Annotated in this window: 13 protein-coding genes; 3 read left to right on the top strand and 10 right to left on the bottom strand. The window is 72.3% G+C overall.

What is annotated here, in order from left to right; genetic code table 11:
* Positions 1-16 precede the first annotated feature (16 nt).
* Positions 17-1,831 carry a long-chain-acyl-CoA synthetase gene (locus EFK50_RS16990; protein ID WP_123228791.1) on the top strand — a complete coding sequence of 605 codons (1,815 nt, stop codon included), beginning with the start codon at positions 17-19 and terminating at the stop codon, positions 1,829-1,831.
* Positions 1,832-1,834: 3 nt separating this feature from the next.
* Here EFK50_RS16990 and EFK50_RS16985 read toward each other — a convergent pair whose 3' ends face one another.
* The gene (locus EFK50_RS16985) at positions 1,835-2,959 is read right to left on the bottom strand and encodes an NAD(P)H-dependent flavin oxidoreductase (protein WP_123228790.1); all 1,125 of its coding nucleotides are present in this window, start codon (positions 2,957-2,959) and stop codon (positions 1,835-1,837) included.
* A gap of 32 nt (positions 2,960-2,991) precedes the next feature.
* Positions 2,992-5,037, bottom strand: coding sequence for an acyl-CoA dehydrogenase family protein (locus tag EFK50_RS16980; RefSeq protein WP_123228789.1), 2,046 nt, complete (start codon positions 5,035-5,037; stop codon positions 2,992-2,994).
* An 80-nt stretch (positions 5,038-5,117) separates the two neighbouring features.
* Between EFK50_RS16980 and EFK50_RS16975 the strand changes: the two genes are divergently transcribed.
* The gene (locus tag EFK50_RS16975) at positions 5,118-5,711 is read left to right on the top strand and encodes a TetR/AcrR family transcriptional regulator (RefSeq protein ID WP_123228788.1); all 594 of its coding nucleotides are present in this window, start codon (positions 5,118-5,120) and stop codon (positions 5,709-5,711) included.
* Here EFK50_RS16975 and EFK50_RS16970 read toward each other — a convergent pair.
* Positions 5,698-6,162 (bottom strand): SRPBCC family protein, encoded by a 465-nt coding sequence (locus EFK50_RS16970; protein ID WP_183407895.1) that lies wholly within the window; start codon positions 6,160-6,162, stop codon positions 5,698-5,700. The genes EFK50_RS16975 and EFK50_RS16970 overlap by 14 nt on opposite strands.
* A gap of 109 nt (positions 6,163-6,271) precedes the next feature.
* Between EFK50_RS16970 and EFK50_RS16965 the strand changes: the two genes are divergently transcribed.
* Positions 6,272-8,641, top strand: coding sequence for an acetyl-CoA acetyltransferase (locus EFK50_RS16965; RefSeq protein WP_123228786.1), 2,370 nt, complete (start codon positions 6,272-6,274; stop codon positions 8,639-8,641).
* Between the two features lie 7 nt (positions 8,642-8,648).
* Here EFK50_RS16965 and EFK50_RS16960 read toward each other — a convergent pair whose 3' ends face one another.
* Genes EFK50_RS16960 through EFK50_RS16930 form a run of 7 tightly spaced genes read right to left on the bottom strand, consistent with a single transcriptional unit; the run spans position 8,649 to position 15,725 of the window.
* Complete coding sequence (locus tag EFK50_RS16960; protein ID WP_123228785.1) at positions 8,649-9,338, bottom strand: ABC transporter ATP-binding protein; 690 nt, start codon at positions 9,336-9,338, stop codon at positions 8,649-8,651.
* Positions 9,338-10,144, bottom strand: coding sequence for an ABC transporter ATP-binding protein (locus EFK50_RS16955; RefSeq protein ID WP_221177472.1), 807 nt, complete (start codon positions 10,142-10,144; stop codon positions 9,338-9,340). Before EFK50_RS16955 ends, EFK50_RS16960 begins: the two co-directional genes overlap by 1 nt.
* Positions 10,135-11,601, bottom strand: a complete 1,467-nt coding sequence (locus tag EFK50_RS16950; protein ID WP_123228783.1) for an ABC transporter substrate-binding protein — start codon at positions 11,599-11,601, stop codon at positions 10,135-10,137. The genes EFK50_RS16955 and EFK50_RS16950 overlap by 10 nt, the downstream gene beginning before the upstream one ends.
* Positions 11,598-13,490 carry a branched-chain amino acid ABC transporter permease gene (locus EFK50_RS16945; RefSeq protein WP_148046219.1) on the bottom strand — a complete coding sequence of 631 codons (1,893 nt, stop codon included), beginning with the start codon at positions 13,488-13,490 and terminating at the stop codon, positions 11,598-11,600. The genes EFK50_RS16950 and EFK50_RS16945 overlap by 4 nt, the downstream gene beginning before the upstream one ends.
* Positions 13,487-14,014 carry a hypothetical protein gene (locus tag EFK50_RS16940; RefSeq protein WP_123228781.1) on the bottom strand — a complete coding sequence of 176 codons (528 nt, stop codon included), beginning with the start codon at positions 14,012-14,014 and terminating at the stop codon, positions 13,487-13,489. Before EFK50_RS16940 ends, EFK50_RS16945 begins: the two co-directional genes overlap by 4 nt.
* Positions 14,011-14,415: a hypothetical protein gene (locus EFK50_RS22330; protein WP_183407894.1), complete on the bottom strand. Its 405-nt coding sequence runs from the start codon at positions 14,413-14,415 to the stop codon at positions 14,011-14,013. The genes EFK50_RS16940 and EFK50_RS22330 overlap by 4 nt, the downstream gene beginning before the upstream one ends.
* Positions 14,403-15,725, bottom strand: coding sequence for a hypothetical protein (locus tag EFK50_RS16930; RefSeq protein ID WP_148046218.1), 1,323 nt, complete (start codon positions 15,723-15,725; stop codon positions 14,403-14,405). Before EFK50_RS16930 ends, EFK50_RS22330 begins: the two co-directional genes overlap by 13 nt.
* Positions 15,726-15,777: the final 52 nt, after the last annotated feature.

Here is a 15,777-nt window from a genome sequence, read left to right as displayed (position 1 = left end):
ACCCCCGAGGAGACCCATGCCACGCGACAACGAGACCATCACCGGCTGGAAGGTGTACAGCCGGCTCGCCCGGGTGCTGACCCGCAAGGGCACGCTCAAGGCCCTGATCGCCTCGCGCCGGCTCGACCCGGAGAGCGTCGACTCGTTCGGCAAGGAGATCCAGCGCGCGGCGGAGCGCTGGCCCGAGGGGATCGCGATCAAGTTCGAGGACCGCGAGCTCACCTTCGCCGAGGTCAACGCCGCCTCCAACCGGTACGCGCACGCCCTGAAGTCGCTCGGCGTCGGCAAGGGCGACGTGGTCGCGGTCGACGTCGAGAACCGTCCCGAGTTCCTGCTCGCGCTCTCCGGCGTCTACAAGCTCGGCGCGATCGGTGCGCTGATCAACACCTCGCTGCGCTCCACGGCGCTCGAGCACTGCCTGTCCCTGGTCGCGCCCCGGGTGGTCGTGGTCGGCGAGGAGCAGCTCGACGCGGTCGCGAGCCTGGAGGACCGCACCGGCATCTCGCCGACCTGGGCCTACCTGGCCGACACCGGGGCGGAGGCCTGCCCGGCCGACTTCACCGACCTCGACGCGCTCGCCGCCGCGGCGAGCGCGGAGAACCTTCCCGAGACCGACGACATCAAGCTCGGCGACCCAGCCACCTACGTCTACACCTCCGGCACCACCGGGCTCCCGAAGGCCTCGATCAACGACCACCGCCGGCTGCGGTACGGCGGCATCCTGGTCGGCGGCCTGGTGGTCCGCTGCGGTCCGGGCGACACGACGTACACGACGCTGCCCTTCTACCACGTGACCTCGCTGATGGGCGGCTACAGCGGAGCCATCCACACCGGCGCCGCGGTCGCGATCGGCCGCAAGTTCAGCGCCTCGACGTACTGGGACGAGGTGCGGCGGTACGACGCCACCGCGATGATCTACATCGGCGAGATGCTGCGCTACCTGCACAACCAGCCGCCGACCGCGCGCGACCGCGACCACCGGGTCCGGCTGATGTACGGAGCGGGCCTGCGCCACGAGATCTGGAACGACTTCAAGGAGCGGTTCGGCATCGAGCAGGTGCGCGAGGTGTACGGCGCCTCGGAGTCCCCCTCGGCGTTCCTCAACCTGCTCAACTTCGACAAGACCTGCGGCTGGTCCCCGACCGGCTGGAAGACCGTCGCGTACGACGTCGACCTCGACGCGCCGGTCCGCGGCGACGACGGCCTGCTGGTCGAGGTGGGCCCCGGCGAGGTCGGCCTGCTGGTCTTCGAGATCAACGACGCCCAGCCCTACAACGGCTACACCGACAAGGAGGCGTCGGCGAAGAAGGTGCTCGCCGACGTCTTCAAGCCGGGTGACTCGTGGTTCCACACCGGCGACCTGGTCCTCAACCAGGGCCACGGCCACGTCCGGTTCATCGACCGGATCGGCGACACCTTCCGCTGGCGCGGCGAGAACGTCGCGACCACCGAGATCGAGCGGGTGCTCAACGGCTGGCACCAGGTCGAGGACGCGGTCGCGTACGGCGTCGAGGTCCCCGGCGCGGAGGGGCGCTGCGGGATGGCCTGGGTCCAGGTGCGCGACGGCGAGGAGCTCGACCTGGACGGCGTTGCCAAGACCTTGCGCGCCGAGCTCCCCGGCTTCGCAGTCCCGCGCTTCCTGGTCACCGCGACCGGCAGCGCCTCGGTCACGGGGACCTTCAAGCACCAGAAGTCCGACCTGAAGAAGGCCGGCTACGCGCTGGCGGCCCACGACGGCCCGGTGCACCTGCTGACGCCGGACGCCGCGGGCTTCGTCGCGCTGACCCCGGAGTCCGAGGCCGCGCTGGCCGCCGGCGGCGTCCGGCTCTGAGACTCACTCCAGGGTGGCGGCCAGCCGCTCGGTCGCGTCGGCGTACCCGGTCGCCATCTCGATGACGACGTCGCGCGCCGACTTCCGGCGGTCCATCAGGCCCACGCCCTGGCCGACCCAGTAGGTGGCCAGCTCGCGGGCGCCCTCGTGGCCGGTCTCGGCGAGCTTGTCCACGTGCCGCAACCCGGTCTCGCTGACCCAGGACTGGAGCGGCATCGGCAGCGGCTGCGGCGCTCCCTCGCGCTCCCAGGCGGCGTGCCAGGAGGTGCGGAGCTGCCGGGACGGCTTGCCGGTCCGAGCCCGGCTGCGCACGGTGTCGCGCGAGCTGGCGGCGAGCATCTTCTCCACGGTCCACGGCGCCGTCTCGGCTTCGTGCGTGGTCAGCCAGACCGAGCCGGTCCAGGCGCCGGCGGCACCCAGCACCACCGACGCGGCCATCTGCTCGCCGGTGACGATGCCGCCGGCCGCGAGCACCGGGACCATCAGGTCGCGCTCGCGCAGCGCCCGGACCACCTCGGGCACCAGCACCATCGTGGTCACCTCGCCGCAGTGCCCGCCCGCCTCGGTGCCCTGGACGACGACGACGTCGACGCCGGCCTCGACCTGGCGGATCGCGTGCTCCTTGGCACCGACCAGCGCGGCGACCGGCAGGCCGGCCGCGTGCGCCCGCTCGATCACGTACGCCGGCGGGACGCCGAGGGCGTTCGCGACCAGCTTCACCGGGTGCCGCAGGATGACGTCCATCAGCCGCTCGCCGATGTCGCCGGTGACGCCGGCCCCGAACATACCGAGCAGCTTCTCCTCGGCGAGCTCGATCCCGTGCTCGGCCAGGACTCCCTGGACGAAGCGCCGGTGCTCGGCGGGAACCATCGCGAGCAGGGTCTCGTCGTCGACCGCCATCTCCTCGCCGAGCTTCTCCGGCAGCACGATGTCGACCCCGTAGGGCTTGCCGTCGACGTTCTCGTCGATCCAGGTGAGCTCGCGCTTGAGGTCCTCGGGCGCGAAGGAAGACCCTCCGAGCACCCCGAACCCGCCGGCCTTGCTGACCTCGACGACGACGTCGCGGCAGTGGCTGAAGGCGAGCAGGGGGATCTCGATGCCGAGCAGGTCGCAGATGTCGGTACGCACGGGTGTGGCTCCTTCTTCGGGTGGGCGGACGCCTAGCGGGGCAGTCCGAGGGAGCGGGCGATGATCCCCCGCTGGATGTCGTTGGTGCCGCCGCCGACGACGTACATCACCGACTGGCGGAGCAGGTGCTGGACGTGGCCGCCGCCGATCCCGTCGGCGTCGGCCAGCAGGGCACCGGGACCGAGCACGTCGAGCAGGGTCTCCGCGAACGACTCGGCCAGCTCGCCGCCGAGCACGCCCGCCAGCGGTGCCGCGACCAGCGCCTCGATCCCTTCGGAGCCGGTGGCGTGCGCGACCAGGGCGCGGAGCGCCTGGAGGTCGCAGACCGCCCGGTCGAGCAGGTGGCGACGGGCGGAGCCGCGCGCACCGACGATCCCGGCTGGATCGTCGCGGACGGCGTCGAGGACGTCGTCCAGCACCCGGTGGAGCTGCGCCGCGACCCCTCCCATCACGACCCGTTCGCCGGCCAGGGCGTGCGTGATCACCGTCCAGCCGCCGTCGACGGGCCCGACCCGCGCACGGTCCGGGACGACGACGTCGTCGAGGAAGACGGTCGCGGCGCGCTCCCCCGAGAGTGCCGTCATCGGCCGGACCTCGATGCCCGGGGTCGTCATCGGCACCAGGAAGACGGTGATGCCGGCGTGCCGCGGCTGCGCGTCCGGGTCGGTCCGCGCGGCCAGCCACAGGTAGTCGGCCTGCTCGGCCCGGGTGGTCCAGATCTTCTGGCCGTTGACGACCCAGTCGTCACCGCGGCGCTCGGCGCGGGTCCGGACGCTCGCCAGGTCGGACCCGGTCTCCGGCTCGGAGTAGCCGAGGCAGAAGCGCATCGCGCCGGCGCGCACCAGTGGGAGGAACCGGGCGCGTTGCTCCGCGGTCCCGTGAGCCAGGATCGCGCTGCCGAGCAGGGTCACGGAGGCCAGCTCGATCTCGACCGGCGCCCGGGCGTAGGTCAGCTCTTCGTGGAGCACCGCCTCCTCGCCGACGCTCGCGTCCCGGCCGCCGTCCCGGGCCGGCCAGCCCATCCCGAGCCAGCCGCGCTCGACCAGGGCGGCCACCCAGGTGTCCCGGTCGGCTCCGGCGAGCTCGGCTGCCAGCGCACGGACCTCGACCCGGAACGTCTCGGCGGCCGATGCCGGCGCGGACCGGTGGACGCCGGGTGCCGGCAGGCTCCCCCGCCCCTCGACGAGACGGTCGACCGGTCGGCCCCGGCTCGGCTCGAGCGCGGCGGCCGAGGCCACGTCCGCGTGCACCCGCCGGAACAGCCAGGGCCCGAGGTGCTCCTCGAAGAACCCCACGGCGGCGAGCGTGTGGTGCGCGCCGAGCAGCACCCGGCGGGCAGCCGCAGCGACGAATCCGTGCGTGAGCTCGGCCGCCAGCTCCGCGTCGGCCGAACCGTCGTCGAAGGCCCGCGCCGCCGCGGCGAGGAGCAGCTGCGCGGCGACCACGTCGATCTGGCACGCGGCGGTCCGTTGCTGAACCGCCCCGAAGGCACCGATCGGCTTGCCGAACTGGATCCGCGAGCACGCGTGCTCGACCGCGAACCGGTGCAGGCGTTCCGCCGCTCCGGCGGCGCGGGCGGCCAGGGCGAGCCGCAGCAGCGTGCGGGCGCGGTCCGTCGCCGGAGCCCCCGGTACGCCGGCCCAGGTCGCCACGCCCAGCTCCACCTCACCCCAGGCCGGAGCCGGGACGCCGTCGAGCAGGGTGGCGCCGAGCACCGGGCGGAGCTCTGCCTCGCCGTCGCCGAGCAGCAGCACCGCGTCGATCCCGGTCGGAGCCTCGGTGCGCCGCGATCCCGCCGGCAGCACCGTCACCCGGAGGTCGCCGAGCACCTCGGCCGGGACCAGGGTCGCGGCGACGTGCGCCTCCGCGAGCGGGAGCGGGCACGCCGCGGCACCGGTCGCGCGGGCGGCGGCCACCAGTGCCGAGATCGCGCCCTCGCCGCCCAGGTCGAACCAGCCGGCCCGGCTCGCAGCGTCCCGGACCGGGTCGAGCGACTTCCCGGCGCGCAGGTCCTCGACGGACCAGAGCCCGTCGAGCTGGGCGCGCACGGAGGCCGCGAAGTCGTCGGTCTCGGTCACGGGCGTCCTAGTTCCTAAACGGTTGTCGTTTCGTTATGCACGATAAGGGAACGACCATCGTTCTGCAATAGACTGCTCCGGTGACCGCGACCGCAGGCCGACCGCGCGACCCGGACGTCGACCGCCGGGTGGTCCGCGCCGCCCTCGACCTGTTCGGCGACGCCGGCTGGTCGGGCTTCAGCATCGACGAGGTCGCCCGCCGGGCCCACGTCGGCAAGCCGTCGATCTACCGGCGCTGGTCGACCGCCGCGGACCTCCTGGTCGACGCGGTCCGCGAGACCGTGCACCTCGTGCCGCCGCCGGACGGCGAGGACCTGGTCGCCGACCTGAGCGCGCTCGCCCACCACCTGCTGGACGCGCACCTGCCGGACGCGGGGCGGGCGATGCTGCGACTGAGGTTCGAGGCCCCGAGCATCCCCGAGCTGCGCGACCACTGGGAGGCGATCCGGACCAGCCAGGTCGACGCCGCGCGCCGGCTGGTGCACCGCGCGGTCCGTCGCGGCGAGCTCCCCCGCGGCACCAACGTGACCCTGGTCCTCGACACGCTCTGCGGCGCGGCGATGATGCACGCGATCGCGCGCCCCGACGACGCCGCTCCCCCGACGCGACGCGAGCTCGACCGCTACGTCGAGGAGCTGGTGGCCTTCGTGCTCGCCGGCATCAGCGCGGGCTGATCGAGTCCCGCATCGCCCGCAGCGTCGCCTCCATCCCGGAGAGCAGCCGCCGCGGGCGGCCGGCGACCCGGTCCCCGAGCATCATGAACCACGGCGAGTCCACCGTCGCGAAGCGCTGGGTCACCACGGTCGTGTCGCCGCGCTCCGTCAGCTCGAACGTCCACCGGGTGACGGCACCGGTCACGTGCCGGGCGTCGTACGCCAGCAGCCTCTCGGGCTCCCAGGCGGTCAGCGTGCACGTCGTCCGCCACCGGATCGGGCCGATCCGGTTGCGCCCGACGAACCGGGCACCCGGCGCCGGACCGGTGGCCGGCGCGACCCAGGTGATGCCGGTGCACTCCGGCGACCACTCGCCGATCCGCTCGAGGTCGGCCACCCGGCGCCAGACGACGTCGGACCGGAACGGGAAGGTCAGCGAGACCTGGCCGTCGAACTGGCTGGTGATCCCCACGCCGCACCTCTCCCCGCAGTGGCACCGCGACCCGTCGGCACCTATTATTAGTTAAATCATTATGGTGATCTGACCGCTGCCGCGCCACCCCCGAGAGAAGGACCTGCAGATGAACGCCGCGCTCCCGCCCACCACCCCGGTCCTCGTCGGGGTGGGCCAGGCCGCCGACCACCTGGACAGCCCGGCGTACGAGGGTCTCTCGGCGGCCGACCTCGCCGGTCGGGCGGCCGCGGCGGCTCTGGCCGACGCCGGGGCAGACGCAGCGGCGCTGGCGGCGGCGATCGACACGCTTGCGACCGTCCGTCAGTTCGAGGACTCGATCGCGGGCGCGCCGGCACCGCTCGGCAAGTCCGACAACTTCCCGCGGTCGGTGGCCGCCCGGATCGGCGCCGACCCCCGGCACGCGATCCTCGAGGTCTCCGGCGGGCAGGGTCCGCAGCACCTGGTCAACGAGATGGCCGCCGCGATCGCGAGCGGCGAGCGCGAGGTCGTCCTCCTCGCCGGCGCCGAGGCGATCTCGACCGTGCGGAATCTCGCCGCGGCGGACGAGAAGCCGGACTTCACCGAGAACATCGGCGGCCAGCTGGAGAACCGCGGCTACGGCTTGCGCGGTCTGGTGTCGATGCACGGCTTCAACCACGGCCTGAACGACGCCCCGGTGCAGTACGCGCTCTTCGAGAACGCCCGCCGGGCCCGGATTGGCCGCTCCCGGACCGACTACCTCCACGACATGGGCGCGCTCTTCGCACCGTTCACCGAGGTCGCCGCGAAGAACCCGTTCTCGGCGGCGCCGACCGTGCGCTCCGCGGCGGAGCTGGCCACCCCGGACGAGCGGAACCGCCCGATCTCCGACCCCTACCTGCGCTACGTCGTGGCACGCGACCAGGTGAACCAGGGCGCCGCCGTCCTGCTCACCTCGGTCGCCTCGGCCGAGCGGCTCGGCATCCCGCCCGAGAAGTGGGTCTTCCTGCACGGCCATGCCGACCTGCGCGAGCAGGACCTGCTGGAACGCCACGACCTGAGCTCCGGTCCGGCCTCGGTGCTGGCCGTCGAGCACGCGCTCGAGGTCGCCGGGGCGGAGCTCGCGGAGATCGCGGCGTTCGACCTCTACTCGTGCTTCCCGGTGGCGGTCTTCACCCTCGTCGACGGCCTGGGGCTGGCCCCCGACGACGCCCGCGGCTTCACCCTGACCGGCGGACTGCCGTTCTTCGGCGGGGCCGGCAACAACTACTCGATGCACGCGATCGCGGAGGCCGTGGACTTCAGCCGCCGCAATCCCGGCCGGCGCAGCCTGGTCGGCGCCAACGGCGGCACGCTGTCGAAGTACTCGGTCGGGGTGTACTCCTCCGAGGCTCGCGCCTGGACGCCGGACCAGAGCACCGACCTCCAGGCGCAGGTGGCCTCCTGGCCGACCGTGGCAACCACCCAGACCCCGGACGGCTGGGCGACGCTCGAGACCTACTCCGTGAAGCACGGACGCGACGGCAGCCGGACCGCGGTCGTCGTGGGCCGTCTCGAGAACACCGGCGAGCGCTTCCTGGCGCTCGGCGTCCCCGGCGACGAGGCGCTGCTCGACCTGCTGGCCGAGGACGACGCCATCGGCGGCCGGATCTTCGTGCGCACGGTGGACGAGGGCAGCCGGGTCTCGGTCTCCCGGGCCCGGATGGACGCGTTGCTGCCGGTCCGGGCACCGGGCTTCCGGGAGGCCTACGAGCACGTGCTGGTACGGCGCGACGGCCACCTGCTCGAGGTGACCATCAACCGCCCGGACGCGCGGAACTCGCTGCACCCGCCGGCCCACACCGAGCTCTCCGAGATCTTCGACGCCTACCTCGCCGATCCCGAGCTCTGGGTCGCGATCATCACCGGCGCCGGCGCGACGTCGTTCTGCGCCGGCAACGACCTGCTCTACACCGCGACCGGGAAGCCGATGTACATCCCGCCGACCGGGTTCGCCGGGCTCACCAGCCGGGCCGGGATGACCAAGCCGGTGATCGCCGCGGTCAACGGCTTCGCGATGGGCGGCGGCCTGGAGATCGCACTCGCCTGCCACCTGGTGGTGGCCGACGAGACCGCCCAACTGGCGCTGAGCGAGGTGAAGGTCGGCCTCTTCGCCGGCGCCGGCGGCGTGGTCCGGCTGCCCCGCCAGCTGCCCGAGAAGGTCGCGACCGAGATGATCCTCACCGGCCGGCGCCTGGGTGCGGAGGAGGCGTACCGGCGCGGGCTGGTCAACCGGATCGCCCCCGCCGGCCAGGCGCTGGAGACCGCTCGCGAGCTCGCCGCCGAGATCCTGGAGGGCTCGCCGACCTCGGTCCGGCTGAGCCTGCAGGCGATGCAGGACGCCGCCGGGATCGCCGACACCGTCGCGGCCGTCCGCACGCCCACGCAGGCGGTGGACGAGCTGATCACCAGCGAGGACATGCAGGAGGGCATGACGGCCTTCGTGACCAAGCGACCGCCGCAGTGGCGCAACCGCTGAGGTCGGCTCAGGCGCCGGTGTAGCTCGCGAAGACCTCTTCGGCGTCGAGCTCGGCCGGCTCCCCGGCGAACGCGACCGAACCCTTGTTGAGCAGGTAGACGTAGTCGCAGACGGCCAGTGCCCGGGTCACGTACTGCTCAACCAGGAGCAGGCTCGCACCGCGCAGCGCCAGGCGCTCCAGGAACTCGAAGATCTCGTCCACGATCTTGGGCGCCAGGCCCATCGACACCTCGTCGAGGAGGACCAGGCTGGGCGACTGGACGTAGGCACGGGCCAGAGCGAGCATCTGCTGCTCACCACCGGACATCGTGCCGGCGACCTGGGTCAGCCGCTGGCCGAGACGGGGGAAGGCCTCGATGGCCAGCTCGGTCGCCTCCGCCGTCTGCCCGTCCGGCGACTGGACCAGCAGGTTGTCCGCCACCGTCAGCGCCGGGAAGACGCCGCGGCCCTCGGGCACGTGGCAGAGCCCGCGAGCCACCAGCTGGTGCGGGGCGCGGCCGGTGATGTCCTCGCCGTCGAGCGTGACCCGCCCGCTCATCGGCTTGATGAGCCCGGAGACCGTCCGCAGCAGCGTGGTCTTGCCGGCACCGTTGGCGCCGAGGAGCGCGACCACCGAGCCCGCCGGGACCGCCATCGTGACCTCGCGCAGCACCTGCGTGGAGCCGTACCCCGCGGAGAGCTTGTCCAGGACCAGCACTACTCGTCCCCTTCCGTTCCGAGGTAGGCGGCGCGCACCTCCGGGCTGCGCCGGACCTCGTCCGGAGTGCCCTCGAAGATCGGCGTCCCGAACTCCATCACGTAGATGTAGTCGGAGAGGTCCATCACCAGGCTCATGTCGTGCTCGACGATGAGGATCCCGCAGCCGGTGGTGGCGACCAGCTTGCGCAGCACCTCCCCGAAGGCCTGGGTCTCGGCCTTGTCGAGGCCCGAGGAGGGCTCGTCGAGCAACAGCATCGAGAACCCGCCCGCGACCACCCGGGCGAGTTCGACCAGCCGGCGCTGGCCGGTGGAGAGCTCCACCGGACGCCGGTCGGCGAGTCCGACGATGCCGCACAGCTCGAGCGCCCGCGCGGTGACCTCGACCAGCTCCTCGCGCTCGCGGCGCGTCGAGAAGATCTGCCGCCACGGGAGCGAGCCGGCCATCGCGGCCTCCCGCCCCATCGAGACGTTGTCGCGGACCGTGGCGTGGTCGAAGAGCTCCATCTTCTGGAACGTGCGCCCCAGACCGCGCCGGGCCCGGGTCTGCGGCGACAGCGCGGTGATGTCGCGTCCGTCGAGCTCGACCGACCCGTCGGTCGGCCGCTGCAGCCCGCTGCAGACGTTGAACGCCGTGGTCTTGCCGGCACCGTTCGGCCCGAGCAGCGCCGTCACCCGGCCGAGCGGAGCGTCCAGGCTCAGCCCGTTCACGGCGGTCAGGCCGCCGAACTTCACCACCAGCCGGTCGAGCCGGAGCCCGGTTCCGCCGGTCACCGCGTCGACCCGCTCCGCCGTCGTCATACGCATTGCGGCCGGAGCCCGTTGGAGGCCCACTTCCCGTTGCGGATCTGCACCGAGTAGTAGCAGTCGATCGACGGTGCCGGCTTGCCCGGCTTGAACACCAGCCGCGGAGCGAGCCCGCCGACGGTGGTGCCGCTCACCTTGTACATCGCCTGGGTGAGGTTCTTGGAGGTGACCTTCTCCCCCGGCGGGATCTTCGCGACGGCCTCGGCGAACAGCTGCCCCGAGACCCAGGCCTGAGCGGTCGCGCCGTTGATCTCGGCGCCGCGGGCGTACCGCGAGATCGCGTCCTGGAAGGCGCGCGCGGACGCCGAGCTCTTGTCGATCCAGGGGAAGTCGTAGGCCAGTCCGACCAGCCCGTCGGCGTTGGGATCGCTCTGCTGGGAGTTGCTGGTCGCGATCCCGGGCGCCAGGTAGAGCGCCTTGAGGCCGACCTGCTTGCAGTCCCGCAGCATCCGCGAGGTCATCCCCGCGTCGCCGATGATGTAGACCGAGTTGGCGCCGGCGTTCTTGGCCCCGGTGCACTGCGACTGGAAGTTGAGCGTGCCGACCGAGACCTGCGCGCCGTACACGAGGTCGACGCCCTGACTGGCGGCCCCGCCCTTCTTCAGCGCGTTGTAGCTGGTGGAGCAGGCCGGCAGCTCGACGCAGTAGAAGAACGCCATCTTCTTCTTCCCGGCCTGGGCGGCGGTCTTCGCGAAGCCGAGGTTGAGCGAGGACTGGGTGGTGCCCTGCGGGAAGAAGTAGCTGTTCTTGTGCCACCCGGCGTCGGAGAGGTCACCGCCGATGACCGGGATCCCGGCCGCCTGCGTGTACGACGCCAGCCCGGGGAAGCTGATCGCGACGAACGCGCCGACGATCGCCACCGCGCCCTGCTCCTCGACGAGCTGCTGCGCCATCGACTTGGCCTTGGCGGAGTCGCCCGCGCTGTCGAGGGAGATCAGCTTGACCGGGTGCCCGCTGACACCGCCGCGCGCGTTCACCCACTTCGCCCAGGCCTGCAGTCCCGCCTGCGCCGGGCCCTCGGCGGCCCCCGCGATGCCGGAGAACTCGCCGACCTGGCCGATCACGATCGGCTCCTTGTTGGCCACGCCGCCGTTGCCGTTGCCGCTGCCCGTGCCACTGCCGGTGCCGGTGCCTGTTCCGGTACCCGTTCCGGTGCCGGTCCCGGTGCCTGTTCCGGTGCCCGTTCCGGTCCCGGTGCCTGTTCCCGTGCCCGTTCCGGTGCCGGTCCCGGTGCCCGTGCCGGTCCCGGTACCTGTTCCCGTCCCGGTGCCGGTCCCGGTGCCGTCGCCGGTGCCGGTCCCGTCGCCGACCACGTTGCCGTTGGCGTCGGTGACGACGGTCCCGAAGGCGCCGGCCTTCAGCTCCTCCTCGGACAGCTTCGTCCCGCACCCGGCGAGCACGAGGGCGGCGACAGCAGCCGCCACGGTCATGGCGACGTGCGCCTTCTTGCCGTTCATGGCACCTCCACGAGTTTCGGGTGATGGGCACGCGGCGGCAGCGCGTGCGGAGCACGATCGCCGGCGCGTCGACGGGGACGTTTCGGTACGAGGGCGGAGCCGGAGATCCCGGGGGCCACGGCCATCAGGAGCGCCCCGAGCCCGAAGAAGACGGGCAGGTAGAGCTGGAAGGTCTGGTTGTAGACGTAGCCGGGAACGACCTGGATCAGGGCGGCGGCGATGAACGGCGCGACGATGATGCCGCGACCGGCGATCACCAGCACGGTCAGCACGACCAGCGAGTTGAGCCAGCCGAACCGGGTCGCGTCGATCACCCCGAAGAGCGGCGCGAGCAGCGCCCCGCTCACGCTGGCGACGAACGCCGAGAGGCAGAAGACCAGGACCCGCAGGCCGTTGATCCCCGCGCCCATCGTGACCAGCGCGGTCGGCGAGTCCGCCAGGCCGCGCAGCAGCCGCCCCATCCTGCTGCGCTCGACGCTGAGCACGAGCACGGCGGTGCCGACGACGAACGCCAGCAGCACGTAGTAGTAGCCCTTGTCGCCGTCCAGGCCGAAGGCCCCGGGGCGCGACGCCGCCCGGCCCAGCTGGGTGCCGAACAGCGGGTTCGTCGCGTACCCCAGGTACTGCATCAGGATCCCGAGCCCCAGGGTCGTCACCGCCAGGAACAACCCGGCGAGCCGTACGGCGGGCAGCGCCACCAGGATGCCGAGCGGCACCGCGGCGAGACCCGCGATCAGGACGGCCGCCAACCAGGGCACGTCGCCGAGGTGGGTCATCACCGCGGCGCCGACGGCCTGGAACGCGATGTGGCACAGCGACACCTGGCCGGAGAGCCGCACCAGCAGGCTCAGCGAGAGGAAGAGGATCACGTAGGTCAGGCCCTGGCTCCAGATGATCAGCTTCGCGCCGACGAGCACCGGGACCAGCGCCAGCGCGACGACCGAGACGATCCCGGTGCCGAGCATCTGGTTCAGGGTGAGCCGCGAGGTCGCCGGTGCCGCCGACAGCACGCTGCGCCCGATCTCCTTGAGCTTGGACTTCGAGGTCACCAGCAGCACGACCACGAGCAGCAGGAACGGGATCGCCAGCGGCAGCCCCTGGAACAGGGTCGTCTGGGGAGCCCACTTCGGCGCCAGGCTGGTGAGCAGGCCGAGCACCAGGCCGCCGGCGTACGCGAGCGGCAGGCTGGTGAACCGGCCGATCGCGGCGGCCCCGAAGGCCTGGACGACGAGGAGGGTGAGCAGCACCGAGTCGAGGTTGCTCGTCGGCGCGATCAGCAACCCGGACGCGGACGCGAAGACGGAGCCGATGATCCACGCCGTACGGCGGACCTTGACCGGGCTCCGGCCGGTCATGTCGAGCAGGTCCGGGTCGTCGACGACCGCGCGCATCTCCGTGCCCAGCCGGGTCCAGCGGAAGAAGAGGAAGATGCCGACCGCCGCGGCGAGCGCGATCGCCGCCGTGATCACCTGGTCGGCGCGGATCAGGGTGCCGGAGACGGTGAACCCGCCCTGCGGGAGGAACCCGGGGAACGGCAGCGCCGCACCGCCGTACCGGACCACCAGGATCGACTGGCAGAAGAGCAGCAGACCGACGGTGCCGACCACCCGGTTCGCCGTGGAGGTCCGTGCGAGCAGGCGCGCGACCACCTCCAGGACCAGGCCCGACAAGGTGCCGAAGACCAGCACCACCAGGATGATCGCGATCGGCACCGGTACCGAGTTGCGGGTGAGGTCGTAGTACAGGAACGCGGCGATGGCGGTCACGCCGCCCTGGCCGAAGTTGAGGATGCCGGAGGTCTTGTAGGTGAGCACCAGGCCCATCGCCGAGAGCCCGTAGACCGATCCCGACACCAGGCCGAAGACGATGAACGGCAGGTAGTCGCTCACGGGCTGCACACCCCGCACGCGGTGAGGGACGAGTCCACCGCGTCGACCACGACCGACGCCTTGCCCGCGACGAGCAGGCAGTCGGACCGGTGGTAGAGCGTGCCCTGGTCGAGGCGCACCAGCGTCGAACCGCCCGGGTCGACGACGGTGTCGTCGGGCACCGGCTCCTCGCCGGTGACGCCCAGGTGCTCCTGGAGCTGCGGGCTGAGGACGGCGAGCCGGGTCGCGAAGACCTGCTGGCGCTGGCGGACCGCGCGGGTGCCGGCCACCAGCCAGAACGTCGTACCGGCACCGCCGAGGAGGCCGCCGACGAGTCCGAGGAGGATCCAGAGACCGGAGTTCTCCGGGTTGGCGTCACCGCGCGCGCCGACGGTCGCCACGGCGAGCACCACGAAGGCCAGGAGCCAGAGGGTGACGACCCGGCCGAACTGCGCCAGGGACCAGATCCCCGGGCGGGCGGCCGGCTTCGGCGCGAAGTCGGCGAGCGACAACCGCGCCTCGACAGCGGAGCGCTGGGCCGTCACCCGATGTCCTCCGCGGCCGCATCCGCCTCGTCGCGGGCCGCCTTCTGAGCACGGGGGGCACGCGCCATCGACCGGCCGCGGGCGGGTGCCGCCGGAGCGACCTGGTCGGCGTCCGGGACGACGGCGCCGCTCAGCTCGATCAGCTTCTCCAGGTGCTGGTCCAGGCCGTCGAGCTTGGTCCACTCGTCGCGCAGGTCGGCCGAGAGCCAGAGCAGCGCCGCGAGGCCGAGGAGGAAGAGCCCGCCGAGGCCGTCGGAGACGACGTACGGGATCTGGGCCGCCGGGTAGGCGGTGTCGCTCACGCCCTGCCAGCCGAGCACGAGGAGCACCGCCCCGGCGATCATGCAGAGGACGGCGGCGATGCGGTCCCAGTAGGTACGGGCGAAGTTCATGAGGTCCATTTGTTTCGCACTCCCAGTAGGCGGATGCAGGTGGATGAGAGGAGCAGCAGCACGGCGAACCCGGCGACCGCCAGGTAGAGGTTCGACATGTCGACGAACCGGGCGCGCACCCCGAGTAGCAACGGGTCGTCGAGGGGCGGGGTCAGGACCGGGAGGGCCGGCTCCAGCGCACCCGGGATCAGCGGCGGGGACGTGACCGGAAGATCGCCGGACGGGAGGAGCGGGGTGTCCGGGAGGACCGGGCCGGTCCCCGGCGGCGTCACCGTGCCACCGCCACCGTCACCGTCGCCCTCGTCGGGGAGGACCGCGTAGTCGATCGAGGCGCTCGCCTTGCCCAGGTCGTAGACCACGGTGGTGGTGCCGCAGTAGGTGACGCCGCTGACGATCGGGGTCGGCAGCGGGATCGCGATGCACTTCGGCGGCGGCGGGACCGTCTGGATCAGCCGGAGGCTGCCCGAGATCATCCCCTTGTCGGTCTCCTGGGCGTCGACGACCTGGAGCTCGACCAGGCCGCGGGTCGCGGTGGAGAGCAGCTTGCCGACCTGCTTGAGCGAGATCGGGAGGTTGCCGATCGGGGTGACGAACTGGTCGTTCTTGTACTCCAGGGTCAGCCCGGCGATCTCGAGCAGCCCGATCTTGGTGTCGGACGTCCGGTGGATCTTTCCGTCCGGGTCCCGCACGACCTCGACCTTGCTCTGGACCCGGCCGAGCGAGACGAGCCCGTTGATCCGCACCGCGTCGACGATGCTCGTGGCGGTGGCGGTGACCCGGTCGTCGTCGACCGTGATCTTCGCGGTGCTCACCGTGTTCAGCACGCCGTTGTCCTCGTCGAGGGCACCGCCGAGCGTCGCCCGCGATTCCGAGGTGTTCTCGGTGACGGCGGCCGTGAGCGCGTAGGGCCCGGTGGCGACCTTCGCCGGCTTCTCGCCGGCCTGCACCGTGATGTCGCCCGGGATCGAGATCGACGGGAACGGGAACGGCAGCGGCTTGGGGATCAGTGTCGGCACGAGCGCCCCGAGCAGAGCGGGCACGCTGGCCGCCGAGCCGGCGTCCGGGGAAGCCGCCCGCGCGACCCCGCCGCCGAAGCTGGTGAACGTCGCCTGCGCGGTGCCGAGCCCGGCGTCGATCTGCGGGAGTGTCGGGATCGAGCCCTTGTCGTTGGTGATGGTGACGTGGAAGACCTGGGCGTCGACCCGGGCGTTGAAGCTCGCCTCGGCGTGCGCCGGCGTCGCGCCGAGACCGAGAAGGACAGCCGGGATCGCCGTGCACACCGAGACACCCAGGGCGCGACGCCGCGAAACCGCCTTCATAGGTAAATAATTAAGCCGATTCCACGATGGGTGTCAAGCGTCACACCGGCAT

Source organism: Nocardioides marmoriginsengisoli (genome assembly GCF_003725695.1).
In the GTDB taxonomy this organism is placed as follows: Bacteria; Actinomycetota; Actinomycetes; order Propionibacteriales; family Nocardioidaceae; genus Marmoricola; species Marmoricola marmoriginsengisoli.
The sequence above is the reverse complement of the archived record's forward strand: the minus strand, read 5'-3'. Positions and strand labels throughout refer to the sequence as shown.

Bases quoted from the DNA above. Each gene is read 5' to 3' on its own strand.
- EFK50_RS16990 (WP_123228791.1), top strand. From the start codon at position 17: ATGCCACGCGACAACGAGACCATCACCGGCTGGAAGGTGTACAGCCGG.
- EFK50_RS16965 (WP_123228786.1), top strand. From the start codon at position 6,272: ATGAACGCCGCGCTCCCGCCCACCACCCCGGTCCTCGTCGGGGTGGGC.
- EFK50_RS16955 (WP_221177472.1), bottom strand. From the start codon at position 10,144: ATGCGTATGACGACGGCGGAGCGGGTCGACGCGGTGACCGGCGGAACC.
- EFK50_RS16950 (WP_123228783.1), bottom strand. From the start codon at position 11,601: ATGAACGGCAAGAAGGCGCACGTCGCCATGACCGTGGCGGCTGCTGTC.
- EFK50_RS22330 (WP_183407894.1), bottom strand. From the start codon at position 14,415: ATGGACCTCATGAACTTCGCCCGTACCTACTGGGACCGCATCGCCGCC.
- EFK50_RS16930 (WP_148046218.1), bottom strand. From the start codon at position 15,725: ATGAAGGCGGTTTCGCGGCGTCGCGCCCTGGGTGTCTCGGTGTGCACG.